Source organism: Gemmatimonadota bacterium (genome assembly GCA_041390105.1).
Taxonomy (GTDB): Bacteria; Gemmatimonadota; Gemmatimonadetes; order Longimicrobiales; family Gaopeijiaceae; genus JAGQIF01.
Genome location: JAWKQO010000001.1, coordinates 1,936,300 through 1,962,861 on the forward strand (window position 1 = coordinate 1,936,300; position 26,562 = coordinate 1,962,861).

At 69.1% G+C, this 26,562-nt stretch carries 22 protein-coding genes; 12 read left to right on the forward strand and 10 right to left on the reverse strand.

The annotated features are described in order from the left end of the window. Positions 1-100: 100 nt before the first annotated feature. Positions 101-757 (reverse strand): hypothetical protein, encoded by a 657-nt coding sequence (locus R3E10_08525; protein MEZ4415787.1) that lies wholly within the window; start codon positions 755-757, stop codon positions 101-103. 280 nt (positions 758-1,037) lie between these two features. Here R3E10_08525 and R3E10_08530 point away from each other — a divergent pair, with 280 nt between their 5' ends. The 4 genes from R3E10_08530 to R3E10_08545 all read left to right on the forward strand — a co-directional run bounded on the left by R3E10_08530 (position 1,038) and on the right by R3E10_08545 (position 6,977). Beyond that, the gene (locus tag R3E10_08530; GenBank protein MEZ4415788.1) at positions 1,038-2,354 is read left to right on the forward strand and encodes an amidohydrolase family protein; all 1,317 of its coding nucleotides are present in this window, start codon (positions 1,038-1,040) and stop codon (positions 2,352-2,354) included. Between the two features lie 203 nt (positions 2,355-2,557). After that, complete coding sequence (locus R3E10_08535) at positions 2,558-3,343, forward strand: hypothetical protein (GenBank protein MEZ4415789.1); 786 nt, start codon at positions 2,558-2,560, stop codon at positions 3,341-3,343. Positions 3,344-3,495: 152 nt separating this feature from the next. Then, positions 3,496-5,310: a PDZ domain-containing protein gene (locus R3E10_08540; GenBank protein MEZ4415790.1), complete on the forward strand. Its 1,815-nt coding sequence runs from the start codon at positions 3,496-3,498 to the stop codon at positions 5,308-5,310. A 23-nt stretch (positions 5,311-5,333) separates the two neighbouring features. Further along, on the forward strand, positions 5,334-6,977 hold the full coding sequence (locus R3E10_08545; protein MEZ4415791.1) for an amidohydrolase family protein: 1,644 nt from the start codon (positions 5,334-5,336) through the stop codon (positions 6,975-6,977). Positions 6,978-7,019: 42 nt separating this feature from the next. On the opposite strand, the gene R3E10_08550 is transcribed toward R3E10_08545, so the two are convergent. The 4 genes from R3E10_08550 to R3E10_08565 form a co-directional block, all read right to left on the reverse strand. After that, entirely contained in the window at positions 7,020-9,743 is a 2,724-nt protein-coding gene (locus tag R3E10_08550; GenBank protein MEZ4415792.1) for an ABC transporter permease, read from the reverse strand. Between the two features lie 10 nt (positions 9,744-9,753). Then, entirely contained in the window at positions 9,754-10,077 is a 324-nt protein-coding gene (locus R3E10_08555) for a PadR family transcriptional regulator (protein ID MEZ4415793.1), read from the reverse strand. A gap of 155 nt (positions 10,078-10,232) precedes the next feature. Next, positions 10,233-11,222, reverse strand: a complete 990-nt coding sequence (locus R3E10_08560) for a leucyl aminopeptidase (protein ID MEZ4415794.1) — start codon at positions 11,220-11,222, stop codon at positions 10,233-10,235. Between the two features lie 34 nt (positions 11,223-11,256). Continuing rightward, entirely contained in the window at positions 11,257-12,201 is a 945-nt protein-coding gene (locus R3E10_08565) for an SMP-30/gluconolactonase/LRE family protein (protein MEZ4415795.1), read from the reverse strand. A gap of 145 nt (positions 12,202-12,346) precedes the next feature. Between R3E10_08565 and R3E10_08570 the strand changes: the two genes are divergently transcribed. The 4 genes from R3E10_08570 (at position 12,347) to R3E10_08585 (ending at position 18,160) form a co-directional block, all read left to right on the forward strand. Next, the gene (locus tag R3E10_08570; protein ID MEZ4415796.1) at positions 12,347-14,047 is read left to right on the forward strand and encodes an amidohydrolase; all 1,701 of its coding nucleotides are present in this window, start codon (positions 12,347-12,349) and stop codon (positions 14,045-14,047) included. Between the two features lie 75 nt (positions 14,048-14,122). Beyond that, positions 14,123-15,340, forward strand: a complete 1,218-nt coding sequence (locus tag R3E10_08575) for a 6-bladed beta-propeller (protein ID MEZ4415797.1) — start codon at positions 14,123-14,125, stop codon at positions 15,338-15,340. Next, entirely contained in the window at positions 15,337-16,356 is a 1,020-nt protein-coding gene (locus R3E10_08580) for an asparaginase (GenBank protein MEZ4415798.1), read from the forward strand. Before R3E10_08575 ends, R3E10_08580 begins: the two co-directional genes overlap by 4 nt. A 10-nt stretch (positions 16,357-16,366) precedes the next feature. Further along, positions 16,367-18,160 (forward strand): amidohydrolase, encoded by a 1,794-nt coding sequence (locus R3E10_08585; GenBank protein ID MEZ4415799.1) that lies wholly within the window; start codon positions 16,367-16,369, stop codon positions 18,158-18,160. Between the two features lie 48 nt (positions 18,161-18,208). On the opposite strand, the gene R3E10_08590 is transcribed toward R3E10_08585, so the two are convergent. The 4 genes from R3E10_08590 to R3E10_08605 form a co-directional block, all read right to left on the reverse strand. After that, positions 18,209-18,574, reverse strand: a complete 366-nt coding sequence (locus R3E10_08590; GenBank protein MEZ4415800.1) for a hypothetical protein — start codon at positions 18,572-18,574, stop codon at positions 18,209-18,211. Continuing rightward, positions 18,571-19,461 (reverse strand): DUF6544 family protein, encoded by an 891-nt coding sequence (locus R3E10_08595; GenBank protein MEZ4415801.1) that lies wholly within the window; start codon positions 19,459-19,461, stop codon positions 18,571-18,573. Before R3E10_08595 ends, R3E10_08590 begins: the two co-directional genes overlap by 4 nt. 120 nt (positions 19,462-19,581) lie before the next feature. Next, positions 19,582-20,295, reverse strand: a complete 714-nt coding sequence (locus tag R3E10_08600; protein MEZ4415802.1) for a class I SAM-dependent methyltransferase — start codon at positions 20,293-20,295, stop codon at positions 19,582-19,584. A gap of 3 nt (positions 20,296-20,298) precedes the next feature. After that, positions 20,299-20,952 (reverse strand): VOC family protein, encoded by a 654-nt coding sequence (locus R3E10_08605; GenBank protein MEZ4415803.1) that lies wholly within the window; start codon positions 20,950-20,952, stop codon positions 20,299-20,301. A 68-nt stretch (positions 20,953-21,020) separates the two neighbouring features. On the opposite strand from R3E10_08605, the gene R3E10_08610 reads away from it, so the two are divergent. The 4 genes from R3E10_08610 to R3E10_08625 are packed head-to-tail and all read left to right on the forward strand — an operon-like array spanning position 21,021 to position 23,785. Continuing rightward, the gene (locus R3E10_08610) at positions 21,021-21,353 is read left to right on the forward strand and encodes an antibiotic biosynthesis monooxygenase (protein MEZ4415804.1); all 333 of its coding nucleotides are present in this window, start codon (positions 21,021-21,023) and stop codon (positions 21,351-21,353) included. 32 nt (positions 21,354-21,385) lie between these two features. Next, the gene (locus R3E10_08615) at positions 21,386-22,156 is read left to right on the forward strand and encodes a creatininase family protein (protein ID MEZ4415805.1); all 771 of its coding nucleotides are present in this window, start codon (positions 21,386-21,388) and stop codon (positions 22,154-22,156) included. Positions 22,157-22,202: 46 nt separating this feature from the next. Then, positions 22,203-22,946 carry a hypothetical protein gene (locus R3E10_08620; protein MEZ4415806.1) on the forward strand — a complete coding sequence of 248 codons (744 nt, stop codon included), beginning with the start codon at positions 22,203-22,205 and terminating at the stop codon, positions 22,944-22,946. Between the two features lie 50 nt (positions 22,947-22,996). Beyond that, a complete protein-coding gene (locus R3E10_08625; GenBank protein MEZ4415807.1) occupies positions 22,997-23,785 on the forward strand; it encodes an alpha/beta hydrolase in 789 nt (262 codons plus the stop codon). Between the two features lie 10 nt (positions 23,786-23,795). Here the strand turns inward: R3E10_08625 and R3E10_08630 are convergent, their stop codons facing one another. Further along, positions 23,796-26,558, reverse strand: a complete 2,763-nt coding sequence (locus R3E10_08630) for a serine/threonine-protein kinase (GenBank protein MEZ4415808.1) — start codon at positions 26,556-26,558, stop codon at positions 23,796-23,798. Positions 26,559-26,562: the final 4 nt, after the last annotated feature.

Genomic DNA, 26,562 nt, shown 5'->3' on the forward strand with positions numbered 1-26,562 from the left:
TCGAACGGGCACCCACTGTGGGTGCCCGTCCGGCTCAGGAGGTCCTCTTCCGAAGAAGAGGCTGGTGATCGCCCTCCCCCGTCGGGGGGATGGACGAAGCTCAGAGTCCGATGGAGAACCCGATGCTCACCACCGGATAGAAGCGAAACGGTTCCAGATCCTGCTCGATCTGCGCGATCTCGGCGTCGAGGTCCGCCTGGAACGCGGCCTCGGTCGAGAGGAGGCCGTCGGTGCTGACCGCGACGCCAGGCGCACCCTGGAACGCCACGCCCAGGTCGACGACCAGGCCGAACCCGCCGATGGGGCTCCCGAAGCCGATGCCGGCGTAGGGAGCGAACTCCTTGGTGAGGATCGTGCCGGTGACACTGCCGACCTGCTCAGGCTGGTAGGTCACGCCGTTGATCTCGACCGGCTCCAGCGGCACACCCACCACCTGGATGTTCGAACCGAACTTCACGACGCCACCGACCAGACGCAGCGTCCGACCCAGCGGGTAGAAGTCGACGAAGGCAGAGATGTTCGGGGACGACATGCTCGCCGTCACCTCGACCTGGTCGACGGTACGGGTGGGCTCCCAGGGCTGCACCGTCACGCGGCCGCGGAGACCGATCAAGGGCGCGACCGCCAGCGCGACGTCACCACCGACACCCAGGGTGCCGATGTTGGCGGTCAAGCCGATCTGCGCGGAGGCCGGTGCGCTCAGCCCTGCGACGAGGGCAGCCGAAAGCAGAGCCGTGCGGAAGTGGGATCGCTGCATGGGGGGTTCTCCAATGTCCCAGGACCCCGGTGCATCCGGGTCCGGGGGGAACCATCGCAACATGTGCGCCAGCGGGGGGCGGCTGGATCCAGGCACGCAACACGCTTGGTGGCAGTGTCTTACAGCGCCACACCCTCAGGACGCGCCAGCGGTAGGGGGGCAATCCCTTCCCGCTTTGGCGCTCCGACAGTGCCCGGCAGGCGGGTGCGACGCGCTTGACCGGCCCCTGACGGCGCCCCGATCCTCCTGCCTTCCCCTGGGATCCGGACGCTGGAGAATCATGACCGATCGACGCTGGGTGGTTGCGACACTGCTCCTCCTGGGCTGCGGCGGAGGCGACGCGCCGCCGCCACCGGCGGATGCGACGATGAGGGCGCCGTCGCCCGCTGCGGACGCCCCCGTGCGGGCGCTGACCCATGCTCGACTCTGGACGGGGACGGACGCTCCGCTGGCGGAAGACGGAACGGTGCTGATCCAGGGCGGTCGAGTGGCGGCTGCGGGACCGTCGTCCACGGTTCGGGTCCCTGCCGACGCGGAAGTGACGGACCTGGGCGGATTGTGGGTCGTCCCCGGCTTCATCAACAGCCACGGGCATGTGGGCGACGTGCTCGGGCTGGAAGGGGGCCACTACACCGAGGAGAACCTGCTCCGCCAGCTCCGGCTCTACGCCTGGTACGGCGTGACGACGGTGGTCAGCCTGGGTGGAGACGCTGAGGAGGGAGTTGCACTACGCAACGGGCAGGATACGCCGGAGCTCGACCGTTCGCGTCTGTTCGTGGCGGGTCCGGTGGTGGAGGCGGAGACGCCCGATGCGGCACGGGAGGTCGTGGCCCAACTCGACCACATGGACGTCGACTGGGTCAAGATCCGGGTGGACGACAACCTGGGCACGACCCGGAAGATGGAGCCCGACGTCTATACGGCCGTCATCGACGAGGCCCACGCGCGGGGACTGAAGGTGGCCGCCCACATCTTCTATCTGGAGGACGCCCGGGCGCTGCTCCAGGCCGGCGCGGACTTCATCGCGCATTCCGTTCGCGATCGAACGGTCGACGCCCGTTTCATCGAGGCGCTCTCGCTGAGCGGCGCCTGCTACTCGCCCACGCTGATGCGCGAGGTGTCCACGTTCATCTACGAGTCCACTCCGGAATTCTTCGCTGACTCGTTCTTCCTGGCCCAGGCCGACACTGCCGTGCTGCGGCGTTTGTCCGACCCCGCGCGTCAGGCCGAGGTGCGCGCCAATCCCGCCGCGCAGCGCTACAAGCAGGCCCTGGAGACCGCGCGCCTGAATCTGGTGGTGATCGCAGGGGCCGGACTCCCCGTCGCGCTGGGCACCGACACCGGACCGGCGGGGCGCTTCCAGGGCTATTTCGAGCACCGGGAGATGGAGCTCATGAGCGCCGCGGGCATGAGTCCCGCGGCCGTCCTGCTGGCGGCGACCCGCACCGCGGCCCGCTGCATGGGGCTGCCGGAGGTGGGCACGCTGGAGCCCGGCAAGTGGGCTGACCTGGTGGTCCTGGAGGCCGACCCGTTCCAGGACATCGCCAACACCCGGCGCATCCATTCCGTGTGGATCGCCGGTCACCGGGTGCGCTGAGCTCCCGAGTGAATCTGTCCTCCAGAAAGGACAGAGCCGAGGCCGAGCGGGACCGGCCTTCTTCACGTTAACTTCTTTTTCTATAATCGCTTAGACGGTCCGTACCGGTCGGGCATGGCCTCTGCCTTCCGAACGTTCAGCGCGGAGGAGCGCCAGCCGGCGATGGGTCGGTGGCCACCTCCGCAGAACAGGAGGAGGTCGCCATGAAACGCAGATGGGTACGCTCAGCCGGCTTGCTCGCCGCTGTCCTTCCCCTCACGGCGTCCTCCGCTTCGGCGCAGGCCCGGGTGGAGGTCGATGAGTGGTGGGAGACGAAAGCCGCGCTCGAAGGAGCCGCGGACCGGTTGGGCCCGCTGAACGGTGACGACTTCGAGATCGTCGACGACTTCGCGACGGACGCACGGGCTCGGACCGGCGTGCGCGGGGAAGCCCCTGTGCTTTCGGGAGACGCGTACGACCGGCGGGAGGACCGCTATGAGGGTCGCGATGGGTACGTGGACGCTCGCGGGCGGATCGACATCGGGGTGGGTTCGGGAGGCTGGGGCGCCCGCGTCGTCGTGGTGCGCGATCGGGACCGCCGAGACTACGCCTACCGCCCGTTGTGGCGCACCGTCCGTTGGGACGCCCGCTTCGACGTGCGTCGACTGGGTCGCTTCTATGACGACCGGTTGGACCGCGGAGAGCTGCGTCGGCTGTTGGGTCGGGGCACGGTGGACCGGCTCGAACGGCACGCCGACCGCATCGGCGCCCGCGGGCGGTTGGTGGGTCGGTGGGTGCCCTATGCCCGCGGGGGGCGGGTACTCCAGGTGCGGGCCGGGGGCACTCCGGTGGCGGAGCTGGTCGCCTACGGCCGGGATCCCTGGGTCGACGTGGTGCGGCTGAACGTGCGCCGCTGGTACGCCGAGTACGACCGCTACGACGACTACGGGCGCGACGACCGGCCCGATCGCCGCGACGACCGGGGCCGACGGGGCCGGGGCGAGGACTGACGCCGTCGGTGGGCCGGCCGGTCCGCGCAGGACGGCGGCCGCAGGGCGCGGGGGACGTTCCCCCGCGCCCGTTCTCGTTCCGGGTCATGTGCGGGCCGAGGGAACGCCCTACCTTCCAACCTCGATCCTCCAGTTCGTCCAGGAGTTCCGGAATGCACCTCGCCTCTCGCTCGACGCACCTGTTTCTGCTCGCGTGCGCGCTGCTGACGCCCCCGCTCACGGCCCAAGCCCCCGTCCGCTACGAGGTCGCCTTTCCCAACGCCGTCCACCACGAGGCGCGCATCACCGCCACCTTCGCGGACGTGCCGTCCGGTACCCTGGAGCTGCGCATGGCCCGCACCTCCCCGGGGCGCTACGCGCTACACGAGTTCGCCAAGAACGTCTACGATGTGGAGATCACGGACGGGTCCGGCCACGCGCTCGAGGTTGCGCGACCCGATCTGCACCAGTGGAACGTGAGCGGCCACCAGGGCACCGTGCGGGTGGCCTACACACTGTTCGGCGATCGCGGGGACGGCACGTACGCGCAGATCGATCCCACGGGCGCCATGCTGAATGCGCCGGCCACCTACATGTGGGCGCGACAGATGACGGACCGACCGGTGGAGGTGCGGTTCGCGCCCCCCGCGGGCGCCGAATGGGACGTCGCTACGCAGCTCGAGCCGACGTCCGATCCGCACCTGTTCCGCGCTCCGGACCACGCCTACCTGATGGACTCGCCCACTTCGCTGGGAGACATCGCCTGGCGGGAGTGGACCGTCGAGAGCGGGGGACGCACCCAAACTCTCCGCTTCGCCCTCCGGCATCAGGGGACCGACGCGGCCTTCGACGACTACCTACGCATGGTGCAGGCGGTGGTGCGCGAGGAGACGGCGGTCTACGGGGAGCTGCCCGCCTTCGATTACGGCACCTACACCTTCCTGGCAGCCTACCTCCCGTGGATCTCAGGAGACGGGATGGAGCATCGGAACTCCACCGTCGTGAATCGCGTGGCCCACCTGCCCGAGGATGCCGTGGGCGTTCTGGGCACGGTCGCGCACGAGTTCTTCCATGCATGGAACGTCGAACGCATCCGTCCCGTCACGCTGGAGCCGTTCGACTTCGAGGCGGCCAACGTGTCCAACGAGCTTTGGCTGGCGGAGGGCTTCACGAGCTACTACGACGACCTGGCGATGACCCGTGCCGGCGTGCTGGATGCCGCTGCGTTCGGTCAGCGCATCGCCGGGATGGTGAACGGGGTCGTCAACAGCCCGGGCTTCCACCACCGAAGCGCAGTGGAAATGAGCCGCAATGCGCCTTTCGTGGACGCCGCCGTCTCCATCGACCCGCAGAACACCGCCAATATCTTCATCTCCTACTACACATGGGGCTCGGCCCTCGGCCTCGCGCTCGACCTGACGCTGCGTTCTCGCTTCAACCGCACGCTCGACGATTTCATGCGCCTGCTGTGGACGCGTCATGGCAAGCCGTTCCGTCCCTACCGCGTCGAGGACGCCGAGTCCGCGCTGGCAGAGGTGAGCGGTGACGCCACCTTCGCCGCGGATTTCTTCCGCCGCTACGTCACCGGCACTGAAGTCCCCGACTTCGAGGCGCTTCTGGCCTCCGGAGGCTACCGGCTGGCGCCGTCCCAGCCGGATCGGGCCACGCTGCGCCTGTCGTTCGAGAGCACGCGCGACGGAGCGACGGTGCTTTCCCGTCCCTTGGAGGGGAGCGCGGTCTACGCTGTCGGCATCGAGAGCGGAGACGTGGTGACCCGGTTCGACGGACAGTCCATCCGCGATGCCGGCGACATCGCACGCATTCTGGCCGGAAAGCGACCCGGCGACTCGGTCACGATCGAGTGGCAGTCCCGCGGTCGGATGCAGAGCGCCACGCTCCGGCTCGAGGCCGATCCCGCCCTGAGCGCAACGCCGCTGCCGGGCTCGCAGCCCCTGCGCGACGCCTGGCTGCGCCCCCGAGGCTCGTGAGTCCACCCACCACCGGACCGTCCATGCAGAACACTCCTTCACGGCGCCGCCTGGAGAGCCGAGCCACGCCCCTCGGCTTGGCACTGGCCCTGATCGTCCTGGCGGCGTGTGATGCGACCGCGCCGGCCGACCTGCTCATCCGTGGCGGCCAGGTCTACGACGGCACCGGCGGGAATGCCACCCTTACCGACGTGCTCATTGGCGGGGATCGCATCCTCTTTGTCGGGGACGCCGGTGCGGCTGGGCGAACCGCGCGCGACACCGTCGACGCCACCGATCTGCTGGTGGCGCCCGGATTCATCGACATGCACTCCCACGCGGAGCTGGACGAGCCCTGGGGTCGTGACGCCAAGCCGTTCCTGTTCCAGGGCATCACCACGGTGGTGCTGGGCGTCGACGGTGGCGGTGATCCGGATGTGGCGGGTCAACTGCGACGCTGGCACGACAACGGAATCGGTACCAACGCCGTGGACTTCGTCGGTCACGGCGCCGTGCGGCGGGCGGTCTTGGGCATGGAGGCCCGTGCCCCGGATGCCGAGGAGATGGAGCGCATGCGGGCGCTCGTCCGCGAAGGCATGCAGGGCGGCGCCTTCGGTCTGTCCAGCGGGTTGTTCTACACGCCCGGCTACTACGCAGAGACGGAAGAGGTGATCGAGCTGTCGCGCGTGGCGGTCTCTGAAGCGGGCGAGCCCGGAGCCATCTACGACACGCACGACCGCGACCTGGGCGCCTCCTATCAAGGCATCGGCTACGACGCCTCGGTGGCCGAGGGCATCCGGATCGGTGAAGAGTCGGGCGCTCGGGTCATCTTCAGCCATTTCAACCCACAGGGTGCCAAGAACTACGGCCGCGCCGACGTGGGGGCGCGCATGATCGAGGAGGCCCGGGCGCGTGGCGTGGACGTCCAGGCCGCTCAACATCCCTACACGGCCACGCAGTCCAACCTGGCGGCGTATGCCATACCGCGCTGGGCCGCTGCCGGCGGCCAGACCGAGATGGAGCGGCGCTTCGACCACCCGGACACCGCGCGCATCCTGGATCGCCAGACCATGGAGATGCTGGAGATCCGTGGGGGTGCCGACAAGATCATGATCGTGGACCCCCGCCCCGAATTGAACGGGAAGACGGTGGGAGAGGTGGCGCGTGAGTGGAATCAGCCCGTACCCGCGACGGTGCGCCGGATCCTGCGGGGCGGCAGCACGGCGGTGATGAACCTCGACCTCTACGACACCGAGAACACCAAGGTCCTGGCCCGCATGCCGTGGATGATGACCTGTACGGATGGACGCACACCCAGCCCGGATCAGGTCATCACCCATCCTCGGCCTTTCGGCGCGTTCACCAAGAAGCTACGGGACTTCGTCCTGGACGAAGACGTGATCACCATGCCGTTCGCCATCCGCTCCATGACCGGGCTGGCAGCGGATTTCCTGCGCCTCCCCGACCGTGGCTACCTGCGGGAGGGCATGAAGGCCGACGTGGTGGTGCTCGACCCCACACGCATCTTCGACCGTGCCACCTACCAGGAGCCCCAGGTGTTCTCGGAGGGCACGGTGCACGTCCTGGTCAACGGCACCTTCGCCATCCGCGACGGCGCGGCCACCGGCGCGCTGGCGGGCCGCCCGCTGGTGCGGGGCGGCGCGGAGTGGACGCCGCCGGAAGGGTGAGGCCGGACCCGGCGGCGGCCCTCGTAGCCGCGCCGGCGGCACTCAGCCTCGCAACGCCGAAACCGGGTCGAAGCGTGCGGCTCTCCACGCTGGAAGCCAGCTGGCTGCCAAGCCTGTGAGGAGCAGCACGCCGGTGATGCCGGCGTATACTCCCGGATCCGTGGGCGCGACCTGGAAGAGCAGGCTCTGGAGCGCACGCGTGAGAACGGCCGCCAGCAGCGCCCCCAGCACCAGCCCCGTCAGCGTGAGAGTGAGTCCACGGCCAAGCACCAGGCGAAGCACACGCTCGCGATCGGCGCCCAACGCCATGCGCACTCCCATCTCATGCCGACGCTGCAACACCGAGAAGGACATCACGCCGTAGATCCCGAGCAGCGCCAACGAGAGCGCCACCGCCGCGAAACCCGTCAGCAAGACCGCGCCGAACCGCGCCTGCGCGGTCGCATCCGCGGTCCGATCCTCGAGGCTTCGGACGTCTTCCACGGCGAAGCCGGGCGCGGCGGCACGCAGCTCGGCACGGAGCAGCGAACTCGGGTCGCCCATCCGCGGGTTCGTACGTACGAACAGCGACGGTCGCGGGTGGGGCGCCTGCGTGAGCGGCACATACACGTCAGGTAGCGCGCCGCGCTCCGGGGTGTCGTAGAGCACGTCGCCGACCACGCCGACCACCGTGGCCCCGTCGTCGAAACCGGAACTGTAGATCGCGATGCGCTTCCCCACCGGACTCTCCCCCGGCCAGAAGCGCTCTGCCGCGGTCCGATTGACCAGCACGACCTGCGGCGCGTCCGGACCGTCCTGCTCGCCGAAGACCCGGCCCTGCAAGAGCGGCACGCCAACCGTCCGGAACCACCCGCCCGTGACGCGGTGCACGCCCACTTCGGGGGCCTGGTCCAGCGCGATGTCGGGACGGTCCTCGAACGTCATCACGGTGGTGGCGCAGCCACCCGACAGCGGGGGACAGAGCGCGAAGCCCACGGACTCCACACCGGCAAGCCCTTCTAGGCGAGCGGCCAGCATCGGATAGAAGCCCGGCAGGGAGTCCCGAGGCGTGGCGCCTGGGGCAGCCGACAGGTCCGCGGTCATGACTGGTCGATGTTCGTCGAATCCGGGGTCAACCGAGAGCAGGTGGGCGAGGCTCCGCAGCATGAGCCCCGAGCCTGCCAGCAACACCACCGCCATGGCGACCTCAACCACGACCAGCGTGGCTCGGCCCCATGAGCGGCTCCGCGTTCCGGAGACGCCAGCCCCACCCTCCTTCAGCGTGGATACGACGGATGCGCGACCGGCCTGGTACGCCGGGACGAGCCCGAAGAGAACGCCGGTCAGACCGGCCAACGTCAAGCCGAACAGCAACGGGAGGGGCTCCAGATGAATGGTCGAGAAGTCGACCAGACCCAGGGCGTTGGAGCGCAGCAGGGCGATCGGGTCGACACGCCGGAGCAGCATCGTGCCGAGCGCGGCGACCCCTACGCCGGCAACCCCTCCCAGTGTCGACAACAGGAGGGACTCGGTGAGCACCAGCCTGGACAGGCGCGCACGTGACGCTCCCAACGCCTGTCGCACCGCGAAGTCGGCGCGTCGGGCCCGCCAGCGGCCCATCAGGAGGTTGGCGACGTTCACGCAGACAACCAGCAGGACAAAGCCGACCGCGCCGAACAGCACCCACACGGAGCGGCGGATGCGAGGCGCCACCCGCGCGTTGTCCAGCGGCGTCGCCCGGGCCGACCAGACCTCAGAGGCGTCCGATCCAGGATAGCGCTCGGCCACCCGAGCGCCGGCCTCGACGGTCGCCGCTGACGCCGCTCCCGACGAGACGTCGCCCCGGCGCCGCGCCACCACGTTGAAGATGTGCGAGTAGGGCTGGCTCAACTCCGAGGCGGGCCAACGCATGACCGGCAGGAACACCTCCGACCGTCCGGTGAGGCCGCGGAATCCCGGCGGCGCGACGCCGATCACTTCGAGCGGCTCACCATCGATCACCACCGAGCGACCGACCGTGGACGAGTCTCCGCCGAACTGGCTCCGCCAGAGGGCGTCTCCCAGCACCACGAGCTTGCGGCTGCCCGGTCCCTCGTCCTCCTCCGGCGTGAACGCGCGCCCGAGCTGCATGGTCACGCCCAGGAGCGAGAAGTAGCCGGCGCCCACCACTTCCCCCCTCACCCGTTCGGGATGATCGGTCTCCAGCATGGCCGGCCCCGCGGACGTGTAGACCGCCATCTCCGTGAACACCGACTGCGCTTCACGGAGTGCTTCGTACTTGGGATACGACCAGACGGACTCCCGCTGCGGAGCGTCGACCGGAGCGGTCCCGGGTCGGACCTGCACCACCCGCATCAGGGCGTCGGGATCCTGAAAGGGGAGAGGCCGCAAAAGCAGCGCGTACACAGCGCTGAACAAGGCTGTGCTCCCTCCCAGGCCCAGGGCCAGCGTGAGAACCGCCACCGCCGTGAAGCCTGGCCGGCCGACCAGGCCGCGCAGCGCGTACCGCAGGTCGTGGGTCCACTCGCTCAGGCTCTCGCTCCGTTGCAACTGCCGGTCTCGCCGCTCCGCGGAACGGTACAGGGCCGCGCCGACCGCCGAGTCGAGGCCCAGACGACGTCGTGCCTCTTGGCGGGCGGGCTCTGGTTCCATCCCCCCGGCGATCAACTGCTCGGTGCGCGCCTCCAGATGGAATCGCAGCTCCTCGTCGAGCTCGGAGCGCGTGGCCTGACGGGAACGGAGCTTCAAGCGGAGCGTTCGAAGGATGCCGGTACGGATGCGTGGCATGTTCCGACCCCTACGCGGTTCGGGCGGAAAGCACGTCCGTGAGCGCGCGCACGTATCCAGTGATGCGGTCGCTCTCCGCCTTGAGCACACTCCGTCCGGCGCGAGTCAGAGTGTAGTAGCGCGCCCGGCGGTTGTTGTCCGTTACACCCCACTCCGCGGAGAGCCACCTCTTGGCTTCCATCCGATGCAGCGCCTGGTAGAGAGCGGACTCGTCCACGGAGAGTTGACCGGCGGAACGATCTTCGAGCCACGTCGTGATCTCGAACCCGTGCAGAGGTCCCCAGCTGAGGGACTTCAGCACCAGCACGTCCAGGGTGCCTTTCATCAAGCTCATAGTGGGACTCGCCGGTCCGGGAGTGGGACGCCGCCCCACTCGTGAAGGCTCTGAGGCTCACCCCCCGGCCCGGCGGAGCACCCCTCCCTACAGATTCTTACCCTTAGACTCTGTAGGAAGCAAGGAGGTTGCCCCCCGGCGAACCGGGGCGCCGCTCAACGGCGGTCGAATACCACCTCGCCCGCATCGACCACCACATGCTCGTCGATGCGGATGGTGGGCGCGTACTGCACCATGTCCATGTGCACCGAGCAGTGCACGGTGCCGCCATAGAAGACGTTGTCCCCGATGGCGATATGCACCAGCCCCCTGGCCTTCTTCTCCTCCTCGAAGTCGCCGTTGCGCCGGCAGGCGCCGTTCAGACCGATTCCGATCTCGGCGATGTTGTCGGCCCGGGGAACGCGGCGGATGATGTCACGCAGCGCGTCCGAGCGCGGCCCTTCGGATTCCACGGCGGCCACCCGGCCCTCCTCGATGCGCAGGCGGATGGGCTCTCCGCCACCGAGGTGCGCGACCGGACCGTCCACCACGATGGTGCCCTGCGCCGTGCCCTCGGTGGGCATCTGCGACACCTCCCCATCGGAGAACGCGGCCTCCAGACCGGGCTCGGTGGCGAACCCGCACTCAACGATCACGTCCTCACCCGCGATGATCGCCGTCAGATCGGTACCGGCCGGCGTGGTCACCCGGATGCGGGAGCCAGAGCGCCAGAGCGCGGCCAGCTCCTCCCCTTCCGCCTTCAGGGCATCATAGTCCGCCAGAGCCCCGCCGGAGGTGTAGTTCTCCAGCGTACGCATCACCATGGACATGCCGCGCAAGGTCTTGGCCTTGTAGAGCTTCTTGACGGCGTGGTGGTAGGTGGGCGCCCCCCCGGAACGGGTCAGACCGATCACGACGTCGGCCGCCTCCAGGCCCTTCTGGATCGTCGGCGTCAGCTCGTTCTTGCGATCGGTGTCCCGGTCCGGCTGAGTGAGCACCGTGAACTCGGCGCCCGCCTCGAGAATCTGGTGGCACAGCGCGTCGACCATGACGCGCTCGCTGGAGGGGTCACACACCAGGGCGACCTGCTCGCCCGGTTTCATGGCGAGAAGGCGACGTACGATCAGACGAGCCCGGTCTTCAGCGGGCACAGCATCGATGGACATGTTCAGGTGCGGTGGGTTGGGTGGTGAAGGGCGCTCAGCCGTCGAGCGCTTCGATGATGATCTGATTGGTGTTGAACAGCGGAATGAGCACCCGGTTGCGCACGGCATCGTATCCGATGTCCGCGGGCGTCTCGATGTCGGTGACGATACGGCGGAGCGCGCCAGTGGGACCCACGCGCAGCACCGCCTGCTCGCCCCAGCTCGAGAACATGAACCCGCCGTCACGGACGAACTCGACGCCGTCCAACTGGCGATCCGACGGAGGCAACACGGTGCTACGCTGGCCGTCGGCCGTCAGGGTGTAGACCTCGCCGCTCCCGAAGGTGGCGACGAAGATCCCGCGGCTTCCGATGGCGATGCCGTTGGGATGCCCCAGTGAATCGCCCAGGGCCACGGGATTCATGCGACCATCGGCTGCCATCCGGTAGACCGCGTCCGTTCCGGAGGCCCCGAACCCCGGTTCGTATCCCGAATCCGTGATCCAGAGCGTGCCGTAGTCGTCCGAGGCGATGTCGTTGAGGAACGTGGCCTCGGGGAGGCAGACCTCGCCGGTGGGCGTTCCCGAGGCGAGGTCGAACACGCGCACGCAGTCGATGTCCGTGACGAACAACGAGCTGCCCGCGATGGCCATCCCTTTGGGCGCGTTCAGGCTCACGTCGTCATCCGCGCCGTCGATCCACTTCAGCTCCAACACCGCCCCATCGGGCGCGAGCCGGCTGATGAACCCGTTGTCGTCCTTGGCGAACGGGTCGCCGTTGATGTTGGAGACCAGGTAGACATCCGCCGCCGGGTCGTGAAGGACGGACTCGGGGGTTGCCAGACCGACGTCCGCCACCGTGATCCGGGGCTCCGTGGCCAGCACGCCGGCACCCGGTGCCTCGTCCGCTTGCCCGGAACAGCCCCACGCGACTGCAACCGAAAGCAGCGCTGGCGCGAACGGGCGCAGTGCGGAGAAGGGTTGGGTCCATCGGGCGGTCATGCAGTCCTCCGGGCGGGCGGTGCTCGCGGGACCGGGGCCCGCGAGCCTAGAATCTACGGAATCCCCTTTCGGATCGCGCGGGGGGAGGAGCGGCTCCCGCACGCCTCGACCTGGCCCCGCGACCACGATGACGGAGACGGCTTCCATGCTCGACCGGACTATTCGCATGCTCCCCCTCCTGCCCCTGCTGGCCCTCGCGGCCTGTGGAGGCGACGGCGCGCCCGCCGCTGAGGCCGCCGACCTGATCCTTACGAACGGACGTGTGGTGACGGTGGACGAGGCCCGACCCGAAGGACAGGCCATCGCCATCAAGGACGGGCGGGTGCTGGCGGTCGGATCGGTGGCCGAGATCGCAGCGCGGCGGGGATCCTCCACCGAGGTGATCGATCTCGAGGGTCGCCTCGCCATTCCCGGCTTCATCGAAGGACACGCTCACTACATGGGGGTCGGGGACGCCCAGATCCAGCTCAACCTCATGGACACGGAGAGCTGGGAGGAGATCGTCTCCAGAGTGGAGGAAGCGGTGGCGGCGGCCCAACCGGGAGAGTTGATCCGGGGGCGGGGTTGGCATCAGGAGAAGTGGACGCATACGCCGACCGGAAGCGTGGAGGGGATCCCTACGCATCACACCCTCAGCGCCATTTCCCCCGACAACCCGGTGATCCTGGTGCACGCGAGCGGACACGCCGCCTTCGCCAACGCCAAGGCCATGGAACTGGCGGACGTTACGCGCTCCACGCCCGACCCGATGGGCGGAGAGGTGCTGAAGGACGCAGGCGGGGAGCCCACCGGCCTCTTCAAGGAGACCGCCGAGGATCTGCTCGCGCCAGTCTATGCAGCCGCCACGCCGGTCGATCCGCGGAGGCCGGCCGCCCTCGCCAACCAGGAGCTCGTCTCCAAGGGGATCACCTCGTTCCAGGACGCGGGCGCCTCTCCCAGCACCGTGGACCTGTACAAGTCGATGATCGACGCAGGCGAACTGGACGTGCGGCTCTGGGTGATGCTGGCCGGCTCCAACGAAGAGCTGGCCGAGGCGCTGCCGCGCTACCGCACCGTGGGCTACGGCAACGACCACCTGACCGTGCGCGCCATCAAGCGCTACATCGACGGCGCCCTGGGCTCACACGGCGCCTGGTTGCTGGCACCCTACACGGACCTGCCGTCGAGCTCGGGCCTCAACACGGTGCCGATCGCCGACCTGGAGGAGACCGCGCGGCTGGCCGCGGCCAACGACTACCAGCTCTGCATCCACGCCATCGGTGACCGCGGCAATCGCGAGGTGTTGGACATCTTCGAGCAGACCTTCGCCGCGCACCCCGAGCGCTCGGACTGGCGCTGGCGCATCGAGCACGCGCAGCATCTGGATCCCGCCGACATCCCGCGCTTCGCCGAGCTCGGTGTGATCGCGTCGATGCAGGGCATCCACGCCACCTCGGATGCGCCCTTCGTACCGATCCGCCTGGGTGAGCAGCGGGCCCAGGACGGCGCCTACGTGTGGCAGAGCCTTCTGAAGAGCGGCGCGGTGGTCATGAACGGAACCGACGCGCCGGTCGAGGACGTCGACCCCATCGCCAACTACTACGCCACCGTCTCCCGCCGCACCAAGGACGGCTCGGTGTTCTATCCAGAGCAGCGCATGAGCCGCCTGGAAGCGCTCAAGAGCTACACCGTGTGGCCCGCCTATGGGGCCTTCGAGGAGGACGTGAAGGGCTCGCTCGCGCCCGGCAAGCTCGGCGACGTGGTGGTGCTGTCCAAGGACATTCTCGAGGTCCCCGAGGACGAGATTCCGAGCACGCGCGTGGTCTATACGATCATCGGTGGGCGCGTGGTCTATCGGGCGCCGTAGGCAGTGTCTGGGTACCGAGTCGGAAGGCCTCCGGGGGCGCCACAACGGCCGTCGCGCGGCGCCGGGGGACTCTCCGTGCCCGTCACTGTGGTCCTCATCGCGGCCTGGGGATGCGACCGAGGCTCAGAAATACCGCCGGTACTCGGACGGGACAGCGCGGGAATCTCCATCGTCGAGAATTCGCAGGCCGCGCTGGACGCCGCTCCGGTGTGGGTTGTCGACACGATACCTGCGATCGACATCGGTGGCGATCCTGAAGACGAGGACCAACTGTTCGTTCGTGTCGTACGCGCACGTCGAACGAGTGAGGGCAGCATCTGGATCGCTGATGCAGGAGCGACCCAGATCCGTGGCTTCGATCGCGAGGGCGGGCTGATCCATCGCTTGGGTCGCAAAGGCGAGGGTCCAGGCGAGTTCACCCGGCTCGCCGACCTCCTGGTCGTGAACGACACGATCATGGCGTTGGACTCAGGGCTGCGGCGGATCAGCGTCTGGTCAACGACAGGGAAGCTCTTGGACACCCGCACACTCGGCGGTGGGCGCGTCGTCCCCTTTGCCCCGCTCCAGCGGGCCGGCGACGGTTCCCTCTGGATCGAGTGGATGGACGAGCCGCCCTACTCGTTGACGCAGGATGGACGCGCACCATTCGGGTCGGCGGTGCGCTCCTCGTCCACGATCCTGAGGTACGGCCCTGAGGACGGTGTCGGTGCGCCACTGGGCACGTTCCCTGGCTATGAGGAGGCCGTCTGGACCCGCGAGGGCCGCCCGCTGATGAGCGCAGCGCCCCTCGCCCGCTCGCTCGTATTCGGAGTTCACGACGATCGCGTCTACTTGGGGACGCAGGAGACCTACGAGATCGAGACGTGGAGCACTGACGGCAGGCGATTGCGCCTCATTCGTGGTCCGGCGGTGGACCTGACCGTGACGGAGGCCCAGGTCCAGGATTGGGCTGCCAGCGCGGCTTCTACCTACCCCGATCCCGATCCAGCGCGACGCGCTGAGTTGGCCCAATTCCTCTCCGAGCCGCCCCACCCCAGGACGGGCCCCGCCTACGGATCTCTCCTGATCGACCCGCAGGGCAGCGTCTGGGTCTCGGAGCCAACCTGGGCCCGGCTCCCTCCCGCGCCTTCCTGGACGATCTACGACCCGGACGGGGCCGTTCGCGCCACGATTCGGCTCCCTGAGGGATTCAGGGTCTTCGAGATCGGCGATGACTATGTGCTCGGACTCTGGACCGACGAATTGGGCGTGGAGCACGTTCGTGAGCACCACCTGACCCGAGGCACCCAGTGATCGCGCTGCTGCTCGTTGTTCTCGCCACGGCCGCCACGCCGCTCACCGCCCAGGCGCCCCTGCCCCGTGTGGTGATCCTGACCACCGGTGGCACCATCGCCAGTCGCTCAGACGCCCCCATGGCGAGCGGCGACAGTCTGGTGAGCGCCGTGCCGGAGCTGCTGCAGCACGCGCGCGTGAGCGTCGAGGAGTTCAGCCGGGTGGGCTCTTCGCAGATGACGCCCGCCCACTGGCTGGCGTTGTCCCAACGGGTGAACGCGCTCTTCGCTGCGGACGCGGAGCTCGCGGGCATCGTGGTCACGCACGGCACCGACACCATGGACGAGACCGCGTTCTTCCTGAACCTCACGGTGCGGGACGCGAGGCCGGTGGTGGTGACAGGCTCCATGCGTTCCGCCACGGAGATCTCGGCGGATGGCCCGGCCAACCTGTTGAACGCCGTCCGGGTCGCTGCCTCGCCTTCCGCGCGAGGGCAGGGCGTGCTGGTGGTCTTGAACGAGGACATCTCGGCCGCCCGTGATGTCTGGAAGACGGACAACCGCCGGGTCGACACCTTCGCGTCCCCGGAGCTCGGCCACCTCGGCTACGTCGATCCGGACACGGTGGTCTTCCTGCGTGCCTCGCTGAAGCCACACACCGTGGAGAGTGCGTTCGACGTGCGCGCCAGCGCGGCACTCCCCAGCGTATTGGTGGCGCACGACTATACGGGCTTCGAACGCCGCGACCTGGAGGACCTGATCGCGCGCCGCCCCGATGGGATCGTCCTGTCCACCTTCGCGGGCGGCCGGACCAGCCCCGGGGCGAGGGAAGGCGTGCGTGCCGCAGTCGCGGCCGGCATCCCGGTGGTGTTGGCCTCGCGCGTACCTGGAGGCCGCATCGTCGGTGATCCGGCTGCGCCGCTGGGTGCCCTGCTCGCGCCGGATCTCTCCCCTTGGAAGGCGCGCATCCTCCTGATGCTCGCCCTCATGCACACCCACGACGCGCAGGGATTGAGAGAGATCTTCGCGCGCTACTGAGGAGGGCTCCGTGTCAGGGACCCTGCGCTGTGGACCGGCCCTGTTGGCACTCGCCCTCCTCGCGGCACAGGCGTGCTCGCAGGACAGGGACCCACCCGCCGACCTCATCCTCCTCGGAGGCCGGGTCATCACGGTGGACGCGAGCGACCGCATCGTCGAGGCGGTCGCGGTGCGCGGAGAGCGCATCGTAGCGGTGGGCACGAACGACGAGGTCGCCGCCCTGGCCGGACCCCAGACGGTTCGTGTCGAGCTCGACGGCCGGGCAGTCACTCCCGGACTCCTCGACGCGCATGCCCACTTCAACGGGGGCGCGGTGGACCGGATGTTCGTCCTCGACCTGAGCTATCCCACAGTGGGAAGCGTCGAGGACATCGTGGCCGCGGTGGCGGCGCAGGCCGAGCGGCTACCGTCCGGCACCTGGATCCAGGGGCGCGGCTGGGACGAGGGCAAGCTCAAGGAGCTGCGCCTTCCCACCGCGGCCGATCTCGACCGCGCCGCGCCCGATCACCCCGTGTGGATCACCCAGACGATGGGACACTACGGCACGGCCAACCACCGGGCGCTGGAGTTGGCTGGCGTCACGGCCGGCTCGCCGGACCCACCCGGCGGAACCATCGATCGGGACGTGAGCGGACGACCCACGGGGGTGCTCAAGGAGTCGGCCCAGGGGTTGGTGCGCCGCCTCATTCCCGAATTCGACGCCGCCCAGGTGCGCCAGGGCATGGCCGCCCTGGCGGATGCGTTCAATGCCGAGGGTATGACCGGGCTCAAGGACCCCGGTGTCTCGGAGGACGCCTGGGCAGCCTATCGGCAGGTACTGGAGGAGGGAAACCTGACGGTGCGCGTATTCGGGCTCTGGCGAGCGCCCGGGACGATCGAGGAAACCCGAGCCCTGATCGAACGCATCGGACCGAGCACCCGCCCCTACGAATCACGGCCGGACGACCACCTGATCTCCGGCGGCGTCAAGCTCTACATCGACGGGAGTGGCGGCGCGCGCACTGCGTGGCTATACGACGATTGGAATCGCGAGAGCACGGAGGTGGACCGTGGCAATCGCGGGTATCCCACCCGCGATCCCGAGCTGATCCGCAGGCAGATTCGCCTGTTCCACGATGCCGGACTCCATGTGAGTGTCCATTCCATCGGAGACCGCGGCATCGACTGGACGGTGGACAGCTACCAGCAAGCCCTTGACGCGAACCCGATCGCCGGGCTGCGCCACGGGATCATCCACGCCAACATCCCCACCGATCACGCCTTGGACGTGATGGCCGACCTGCAGTCCCGCTTCGATGCTGCCTACCCTGAACCCTCGGCGAGCTTCATGTGGTGGATCGGGGATACCTACGCAGGCAACTTCGGGCCAGAGAGGTCCCTACGCCTGAATCCGTTTCGCACCTACCTGCAGCGCGGGATCCGCTGGGCCGGCGGGTCCGACTACTCGGTCACGCCTTTCCCCGCACGCTACGGCATCTGGGCGTCCGTGGCGCGCGAGCCGCTCCTGGGCGTCTACGGGGCGCACCCCTATGGGACCTCCGAGTCGGTCGACGTGCTCACTGCCCTGCGCTCGTTCACGATCTGGGCCGCACGCCAGATGTTCATGGAGGATGTCATCGGCTCGATCGAAGTGGGCAAGTACGCGGACCTGGCCGTATGGGACCGGGATCCCCTCGCCGTGCCCACGGCCGACTTGAAGGACATGACGTGCCATCTCACCGTCTTCAATGGAGAGGTTGTCTATTCGCATCCCGAAGGGCCGCGCACGGACCTGTCCGGCACGGAAGGAGGCGACGGAGCGTAGTCCCTTCCGCGACCGCTCTGAGGGAGGTCGGGGCGTTGCAGGACGACGTCAGTAGCCGTTGTTCTTCCAGACCCACACCGCCACCAACACGGCGGCGTTGGCCAACAGCCCGACCAGCGTGACGGGTAGCGAGAGCAGGCACATCACGCCGGAGAGCAGCGCCAGGCCCACCGACCAGGTCGGCCAGGCCCCCCTGCCGAACAGGGCCTGGAGCCCCACCGCGGCGAACAGAACCCCGACCGCCAACCATAGCACACCGTAGGCGCGCGACCCGGCCTCACCCAGGTCGAGCCGTCCGCCCAGCAACGTGGTGTCGACGGGCTCGTCGGACGGAAGCAGCCCCCAGGGGACCGCGAATCCGACGCCATGCGCGACGCCGTGCACGATCAGCAACAACGCCAGTGCGATTCTCACGGAGTTGACTCCAGAGTGGCATGTGGCCGCCAGCTGGGCACGGTCTCGAAGTGCAGGGACTCGACGCGCCCACGCCAATACGGTTCCTCGCCGGTGGGCGGAAGCCAGGCCACCTCACCACGTCGGGGAATCCTGAACCCGTCCACCCACTCGTGCTCGCTCAAGCGCACGATCCAGGGCTGCTCCACGTAGCCGCCGTCCACCTCACGGGGACGATCGGCGGAGAAGATCTCGACCACGTCCCCCTGCGCATCGAAGCGGAAGCGGAGCGACACCGAGACGTCGCCATCCGTGAGCGTCGCCACAGCGGTGTCGGCAGCCTCGGCGCGCCACTGCAGATGCGGGCCCGGACGTAGGCGCGTGGGAATCCACACCGACTCGGCGAGGAAACGGATGAGCGCGCTGCGCAGGAGCGCGGGTTCGTCCGCCGCGTCGACCACGGTGAACAGCCCACCGAGCTTCGCGCGCATCTCGGCGTGTCCTTCTCCGTAGGCGTCCCGCACACGGACCGGGACGACCGGCGTCATCCGGATCGCCGCATCCCAGACGAACCCGGGTGGCTCGGCGCGGAACACCTGCACCGCGCTGAACGGCGCCCAGCGCTCGGGCTCGACCGAGGCCCGGAACTGGCCCCGCTGGGAGAGGCGGGCCCAGGTGATCGTGCCGGCGCCCGGAGAGAGCGCGTGCTCGAGATAGCGGGCCACCGGCTCCGGCACGGTGACCGGATCGATGTCGGAGAGACCGGGATCCTCGATGCGGGCGAGCAGCGCCGCGACGCGGGCATGGGTCCGCCGTTCCCACACCAAGGCGCCGCCCACCAGCGTGGCGGCGACCGCCCCCGCGAGGGCTCCGATCCCGCCCAGAATCCTCAGCGTGCCCGAGCGCATGTTCACCCGTCCCCCGATCGCTCCCTCGCAACCTGAGCGGACCCGCGCCCACCGGCTGTCGGGAGAACTCCGCGCGCCGCCCCGGGGGCCTCTCCGGTCGGCGGCCCCGCTCGCGGACCTTCAGTCGGCGGGACGCCCCACATAGATGCCCCGCGTGCGCAGCGCTTCGGGCAGACGCTCCACCCGCAGCCCGGCAGCTGCGAACGCCGAACCCATCTCCGCCTCGGTGAACAGCCCCAGCGTATGCCGTTCGCTGGCGCGTTCGATCCCACCGGCTCGTCCGATCAGGTATTCGAACTCCAGCACGGAGAGTCGCCCGTCGACCACGGTGCGGCTCATCCTGCACACTTTGGCCTGTTCGTCCGCACCCAGTACGGTCATCACGAACCCATGCGTGAGCTGGCCTGGCTCGAACCAGGGGTCGACGATGAGCACCCCGGCAGGGGCCAGGTGCCGAGCCAACGCCGCCACCGTGCGGTTGAGCCGCTCCACGGTGCACGCATATCCGATCGATGAGAAGAGGCAGGTTACGACGTCGTAGCGTTCGTCCAGATCGAGATGCTCCATGTCGGCGACCTGGAAGCGCCCGGCCGGGAGCTTCGCGGCGGCCCGAGCCACGAAGGCCGGTTCCAGATCCACGCCGTCCACCCGGAACCCCATTGCGGCCAGGTGCTTCGCGTGCTCGCCGGTGCCGCAGGCGACGTCGAGGAGAGAACGGGCCGCCGGCTGGCGTTCACGGATGCACTCCGCCAGCCACGCGGCCTCAGCAGCGTAGTCCTTCTCCCCTGCATAGAGCAGGTCGTAGAAGTCCGCGGCCGTCTCGTAGTCTCCCACCCGTCACTCTCCTGTGTCTGCGGGCCTGCGCAGCTCGATCTCGCCGGCCGGGCAGCGTAGTCGGGCCACGAGGCTGGCGTAAGGTGCCCGCGACACCGGCATGTCCAATCCCAGCGCAGCGAGCTTGCTCAGCAGCGACGGAGGATCAGGGTGCTCGGCACACAGCAACATGAGTCGTACCTGGCCATCCCAGAATGCCGCGGGGTGCTCGCTTTCTCCCCAGTCGATGAGGAAGGGCAGCAGCGCGTCCGGATCCAGGGCGGCGGGATCGGTGAGCACCCAGGACAGACGCGACCCATCGGGACGCACCCGCCCCCCCGCACGTGGCTCCCCCAGCCGTACGCCCCGCTCGCGCAGGTGTGACACGGTCTGCTCGATGTCGCTGCCTTGGGCAGCCCACGCCACCAGGCCGGGTTCCCGCAGACGGTCGATGCCGAAGAGCGAGGGCAGGTCGGGGTCCGAGCGCTCCGGATCGGGTGCGATCACCTCGAGATAGGTCGAGGGGCCGATGGGCAGGACCGCGTTGCGGGTTCCCCAGGCCGGATGGCGCCCCCCCGGCAGCAAGCGCGCACCGAGGCGCGCTTCCACCCAGGCCACGCCCTGCTCGAGGTCCGGCGCTGCCACCACCAGGTGATCGACCCGCTCGAGTGCCGCCATGCGTTGCTCGCCCCCGGGGCTGGAGATAGGCTTGCATGGTCGCCCCTTCTGCATACCGGAGCAACCGCATGATCGTGCGCATCTGGCACGGCTGGACCACGCCGGCCAACGCGGATCGCTACCAGCGACTCCTGCTGGAAGAGATCTTCCCTGGCATCGAGGCCAAGGGCGTGGACGGATACCGGGGAATCCGACTGTTGCGACGCCCCTCGGAGGGCGAGATCGAGTTCATCACCGAGATGGCGTTCGACTCGTGGGACGCGGTCAAGCGATTCGCGGGCGAGGACCACGAGACTGCGTACGTTCCGGTGTCCGCGCGGGCCGTACTGGCGCGCTTCGATGCCCGCTCCCAACACTACGAGTTGGTGACGGAGCGCGGCCCGGCGAGGCAACCCGAGTGAGTCAGCGACCCCCCGCGACCGGAGGGGGCGCGGTGAGCGCCCTGCAGCGCCCCTGGCTCCTGAGCGAGAGCACCTGGGAGCTGGTACGGGAGACGCGCTACGACCTCGCCGTGCTGCCCTGGGGAGCCACGGAGCCGCACAACCTGCACCTGCCCTTCGGGACGGACACCATGGAAGCGGAAGGCGTCGCCGCCGAGGCGGCGCGCTTGGCCTGGGACGGAGGAGCGCGCGTGGTGGTGCTCCCCGCGGTGCCGTTCGGCGTGAACTCGACGCAGCTCGGCCTGGGGCCGACCCTGCACGTCTCTCCCTCGACGCAGCTGCAACTCCTGTTCGACGTGCTGCGCAGCCTGGAAGCAGCGGAGATTCCCCGGTTGGCGATCTGCAACGGCCACGGAGGGAACGATTTCAAGCCCCTCATCCGCGAGGCGCAGCTCGACTCCGACGTGTTTCTCTGCACCTTCGATTGGTGGCGAGCCGTCGACGCCCGTGGATTCTTCGATGAGCCCGGAGACCACGCGGGCGAGCTGGAGACCTCCGTGATGCTGGCCCTCCGCCCCGACCTGGTGTTGCCCAAGGGGCGCTGGGGCACGGGTGCGTCGCGCCGTTTCAAGGTCACCGGCTTCAACGAAGGGTGGGCCTGGGCGCCCCGGGATTGGCGCGCCGTGACGGACGACACCGGAGTCGGGGACCCCCACGCCGCGACCGCCGACAGCGGGCGCGCGTTCCTGGCCGCGGCCTGCACGCGCATCGCCGCGTTCCTGGTCGAGTTGGCCTCCACGGCCCTGGACGACCTCTACGAATAGCCGCGGGTGCAGGCAGCACCCGCTTCCTTCGGACGGGAGATGCACGATGTCCTCCTCGATCGAGCGTGATGTGCGTTGGCTCAAGGCCTACGCTCTCCTGAGCACGGTGGTGCTGGTGCTGTTCGCCACCACGGGCTTTCGCAGGAGCGAGGCGGGGCGCTTCGAGACGCTCGACGTGGAGCGCCTCAATGTGCTCAACCCAGACGGGTTGCCGGCACTGGTGCTGGCCGGGTTCGGCAACCTCCCCGGGCCGCGCATGGATGGTCGCGAGCTTCCGCGCGAGCTCTCCGCCGGGCGCACCAGTGCGGCAGGAATGATCTTCTTCAACGAGCGTGGGGACGAGGTGGGGGGTCTCACGTTCCACGGGAGCGAGACGAGCGACGGCTACGCCGCGGGCGGACATTTCTCGTTCGATCAGTTCCGGCAGGATCAGGTTGTGGCCATGCAGTACGTCGATGACGGGACCTCCCGGCGCGCGGGTCTCAACGTGTGGGATCGCTCGACCGAGGTTCCCCTCATGGATCTCGTGGACCTGCTCCAGCAGGCCCGCCTGGGCAGCGAAGCGGAGCGGTCTCAGGCTCAGGCCGCCCTGCAGGCCAGAGCCGCCTCCGGTGAGCTCGGTGCCCACCGTGTGTTTCTGGGGAGCGCCGACCGAACGGCGCTTCTCACTCTGGAAGATCCGCAGGGCCGCCCCCGGCTGCGTCTCGCGGTGGGCGAGGACGGCCAGGCACGCATCGAGTTCCTGGACGAGCAAGGCGAGGTGACCCAGCGCATCCCCGCGACCCGGTAGCCGAGCGGCTTGTCCGACGTATGGGACAGCACACCTCACAGGACTCGCCCATGCGCCGCAGCTCGTTTCTTCTCGGCAGCCTACTCCTGGCCGTGACGGCCCCCGCGTCGTCGCTGCTGGCACAGGAAGTCGCTGTGGAGCGCATCCTCGCGCCCGGCTCCGGGGCCCCGGTCCACGTCTGGGAGCTGCGCAGCGAGGCCACGCGGGGCCGCCCGTTCATCCTCCTGTTCCATCAAGGGGGAGCGAGCGGGCCAGCGGAGTATGCCCCCCTGTTGCCCCGGCTGCGAGCCCTTGGGTACAACCTCTTGGTGGTGGATCAACGCTCCGGTGGAGAGTTGTTCGGAGGGCGCAACCGCACCGCGGCAGCGTACGCCGAAGAGCCCGGCTACTGCGAGGCACTCCCCGACCTCGAGGTCGCATTGGAGCACGCCCGCCGTGTCGAGCCCGAGCGGCGCGCGATTCTCTGGGGAAGTAGCTACAGCGCGGCGCTGGTGATTCAGCTGGCCGCCCGCCGCACCGACGACGTCGCTGCGGTATTGGCTTTCTCGCCGGCCACCGGGGAGCCCATGGAGGGATGCCGACCCGAACCCTGGGCCGAGAACCTGGACCTGCCGCTGCTGGCGCTGCGCCCCCGATCGGAGGCCGAGATTCCCTCGGTGCGCGAGCAACTTGACCGGTTGGAGGCGATGGGCCACCGCACATTCGTGGCGGACCCGGGCGCCCACGGATCGTCGATGCTGGTGGCGGACCGTGCCCACGGAGATGTTGCGGCCACCTGGGCCGTTGTCGAGGCGTTCCTGCAAGACGCGCAGGGCAGGACGTCGCTGACGCCTCGCTGATCCGTCCGCATCAGCTCCCTGTCCGCAGTGCGCGCGCCCGCGCCTGCAGCGAATCGGCTTCCACGCTACGGCCCAACGCGCGCACCGCCTCCGCGCGCGTCTCCAGGGCATTCGCGAGACCACCGGGGTCGGAGGCGTAGATTCGCTCGATGGCGCTCCAGTGGCTCCGGGATAGGCGCTCCACGTCTTCGAACTCGCCCCGCCGCCTCCGTGTCGCGATCAGGCTCTCCACGGGATAGGCCACCCAGGGATGCTCGGGGGCCCCGCGCCCGAAGCGCTCGATGGAGTCCTCGAAGAGACGAACCGCTTCGGTGGTGTCCCCGAGCGCGCGCACGGCCACGCCGAGCGCCTGCAGGTCGATCGCGGTGCTCGGGTGATCGGGACCCAACACACGCTCGGCGATCTCCACTGCCCGCTCCAGGTAGGGCCGGGCCTCCGCGAAACGGTCGAGATCATTCAGCGTGACTCCGAGGTTGTACAGGGGGAACGCCATCGCACGGTGCCCGGGCGGCAGAACCGAGTCGTAGATGGCGATAGCCTGCTCGTAGTACGGGATGGCGCGTTCCGTTTCTCCGCTGGTGTTGTAGGCGTTACCGATCGTCATCAGCGTATTGCCAACGTCGGCCGACCACTCCCCGAACACGCCGGTCCGGATCTCCAGCGCCCGGTTCAGCAGCGCTACGGCGGTGTCCACTCCCAGCTTGCTCTGGATGGCCGTGGCCAGATTCGCCAGTCCCAAGGCCACTTCCGGGTGCTCGGGACCGAACACCGCCAACTGTCCCTGCAACGCCTGCTCGAAGAGCACCAGGGCCGAGTCCGGCTCCCCACTCTGACCGTAGGCGATCGCCAGGGCGTTCAGGACCGAGCTGCGGTCGGGGTGGTTCGGCGGCAATCGCGCTTCGCGCACAGCCTGGACCCGACGCATGGCCGCAATGCCCTCGGGGTAGCGTCCGCCCCTCAGAAGCGCCACCGCCTGAGCATAGCGGGTATCCGCCAACTCCGTGGATTCGAGGCCCAACGTGGGTTCCTGCAGCGCCAGCGCCCGGTCCAGCAACGCCACGGCACTGTCGGCGGAGGTGCTGCTCAACAGGTAGGCCAGATTCACGAGGGACTTCGCGAGCAGGAGTGGGTCCCCCGCTTGCTCCCGGATCGCGACCGCGCGCTCCCCATAGGCGATGCCCGCATCGTAGCCGTCGCGTCGCGCCTCGAGCAGCGCGAGGTTGTCCAGGACATCGGCGGTCGCCGCGCTCGCCGTCACCCCGTCCTTCGGCTCCTGCAGGTCCAGCGCCTCCATCAGCAACGAGTCCGCTGTGGCGAACGCCCCCAGGCTGAGGTAGGTCCGACCGATGGCGTTGAGCAGCCGCGCCCGAACCAGCGGTTGCTCCTCCAGCTCGTTGCCCAGGCGCACGCGCCCGCGGTCGAGCGCCGCCCGCACCGTGACGCTGTCGCCCAACGCGTTGCCGGGTCCCGCCTGGTCGAACATGCGCGCCAGGAACGCGACCGTCTGTTCGGCGGTGGCGCGCTCCTGCTGGGCCACGTCGCGCTCGCGGGCCAGCCGCAGCGTGTAGAATGCGATCAACCCGGTGACGAACAGCAGGGCCGCCACGCTGGCGACCACGGCCGCGCGGTTACGCGAGACGAACTTGTGCAGCCGATACCCCACCGTGGCCGGGCGGGCCGCGATCGGCCGCCCCTCCAGATGACGACGGATGTCGTCGGCCAGGTGCCCGACGGTCGCGTAGCGCCGCTCCGGCTCTTTGCGGAGGGTCATCATCACGATGCGGTCCAAGTCGCCGCTCAACCGTTGGGGAGGCACGAACGTGCCGACCTCGCCGGTGCGCGCGGCCGCCGTACTGGGAGGAGCCGGCTCCTGGTCCAGAATGCGACTTTGGACGTCGCGCGCGGTGTCGCCGCGACTGCGGAAGGGCTGCACTCCAGAGAGTAGCTCGTACAGCACCACGCCGAGGGAAAACACGTCGCTGGCCACGGTGACACGCTCGCCCCGAACCTGCTCCGGACTGGCGTAGGCGGGGGTCAGCGGTACGGCGTGGGTCACCTCGTCGTCGCCCGCTTCCCCCAGGAGCTTGGCGATGCCGAAATCCACCAGCTTGGGCGTCCCACTCCCGTCCACCAGGATGTTGGACGGCTTCAGATCTCGGTGCACGACCAGTGCCGCATGCGCGTGCTGCACGGCATCGCAGACGGTGAGGAACAATCGCAGCCGCTCCTCGAGGCTGGCCCCCTTGGCGGCGATGTATTCGTCGAAGGGAGCACCCTCGACGTACTCCATGGCCAGGAACGGCACTCCGTCGGGACCCACGCCGCCGTCGAGCAGACGCGCGATGTTGGGATGCTGCAGGTCGGCGAGGATCTGACGCTCGGCCCGGAAGCGACGCTCCAACTCCGGCGTGAGCACCGCCCCCCGCACGAACTTGAGGGCCGCCCGTGCGCTGTAGGCGTCGTCGGCCCGCTCCGCCAACCAGACCGTACCCATCCCACCGCGCCCGATCTCCTCGATCAGGCGCCAGGCGCCGAACCGCTGTCCGGCCCGGGAGGAGCCCTCTTCCTGTTCCAGGGCCCCAGCGGCAACGCGGACGGCACCGTCGATGAACGTCCCCCCGCCGGCCGCTTCCTCGGACGCGAGCAGCGCCTCCACCTCGCTCCGCACCTCGACGTCCGGGCACGCCTCCTCGAGCCAACGACGCCGCTCTTGAGGGCGTTGCTCCAAAGCGCTGTGGAACAGCGCTTCGACCTCCTGCCATCGGTCGGTCATGGTG

What these genes read in the sequence shown, in the direction of transcription:
- R3E10_08525 (MEZ4415787.1), bottom strand. Translation starts at nt 757, where the DNA reads ATGCAGCGATCCCACTTCCGCACGGCTCTGCTTTCGGCTGCCCTCGTC.
- R3E10_08530 (MEZ4415788.1), top strand. Translation starts at nt 1,038, where the DNA reads ATGACCGATCGACGCTGGGTGGTTGCGACACTGCTCCTCCTGGGCTGC.
- R3E10_08535 (MEZ4415789.1), top strand. Translation starts at nt 2,558, where the DNA reads ATGAAACGCAGATGGGTACGCTCAGCCGGCTTGCTCGCCGCTGTCCTT.
- R3E10_08540 (MEZ4415790.1), top strand. Translation starts at nt 3,496, where the DNA reads ATGCACCTCGCCTCTCGCTCGACGCACCTGTTTCTGCTCGCGTGCGCG.
- R3E10_08545 (MEZ4415791.1), top strand. Translation starts at nt 5,334, where the DNA reads ATGCAGAACACTCCTTCACGGCGCCGCCTGGAGAGCCGAGCCACGCCC.
- R3E10_08550 (MEZ4415792.1), bottom strand. Translation starts at nt 9,743, where the DNA reads ATGCCACGCATCCGTACCGGCATCCTTCGAACGCTCCGCTTGAAGCTC.
- R3E10_08555 (MEZ4415793.1), bottom strand. Translation starts at nt 10,077, where the DNA reads ATGAGCTTGATGAAAGGCACCCTGGACGTGCTGGTGCTGAAGTCCCTC.
- R3E10_08560 (MEZ4415794.1), bottom strand. Translation starts at nt 11,222, where the DNA reads ATGTCCATCGATGCTGTGCCCGCTGAAGACCGGGCTCGTCTGATCGTA.
- R3E10_08565 (MEZ4415795.1), bottom strand. Translation starts at nt 12,201, where the DNA reads ATGACCGCCCGATGGACCCAACCCTTCTCCGCACTGCGCCCGTTCGCG.
- R3E10_08570 (MEZ4415796.1), top strand. Translation starts at nt 12,347, where the DNA reads ATGCTCGACCGGACTATTCGCATGCTCCCCCTCCTGCCCCTGCTGGCC.
- R3E10_08595 (MEZ4415801.1), bottom strand. Translation starts at nt 19,461, where the DNA reads ATGCGCTCGGGCACGCTGAGGATTCTGGGCGGGATCGGAGCCCTCGCG.
- R3E10_08605 (MEZ4415803.1), bottom strand. Translation starts at nt 20,952, where the DNA reads ATGGCGGCACTCGAGCGGGTCGATCACCTGGTGGTGGCAGCGCCGGAC.
- R3E10_08610 (MEZ4415804.1), top strand. Translation starts at nt 21,021, where the DNA reads ATGATCGTGCGCATCTGGCACGGCTGGACCACGCCGGCCAACGCGGAT.
- R3E10_08620 (MEZ4415806.1), top strand. Translation starts at nt 22,203, where the DNA reads ATGTCCTCCTCGATCGAGCGTGATGTGCGTTGGCTCAAGGCCTACGCT.
- R3E10_08625 (MEZ4415807.1), top strand. Translation starts at nt 22,997, where the DNA reads ATGCGCCGCAGCTCGTTTCTTCTCGGCAGCCTACTCCTGGCCGTGACG.
- R3E10_08630 (MEZ4415808.1), bottom strand. Translation starts at nt 26,558, where the DNA reads ATGACCGACCGATGGCAGGAGGTCGAAGCGCTGTTCCACAGCGCTTTG.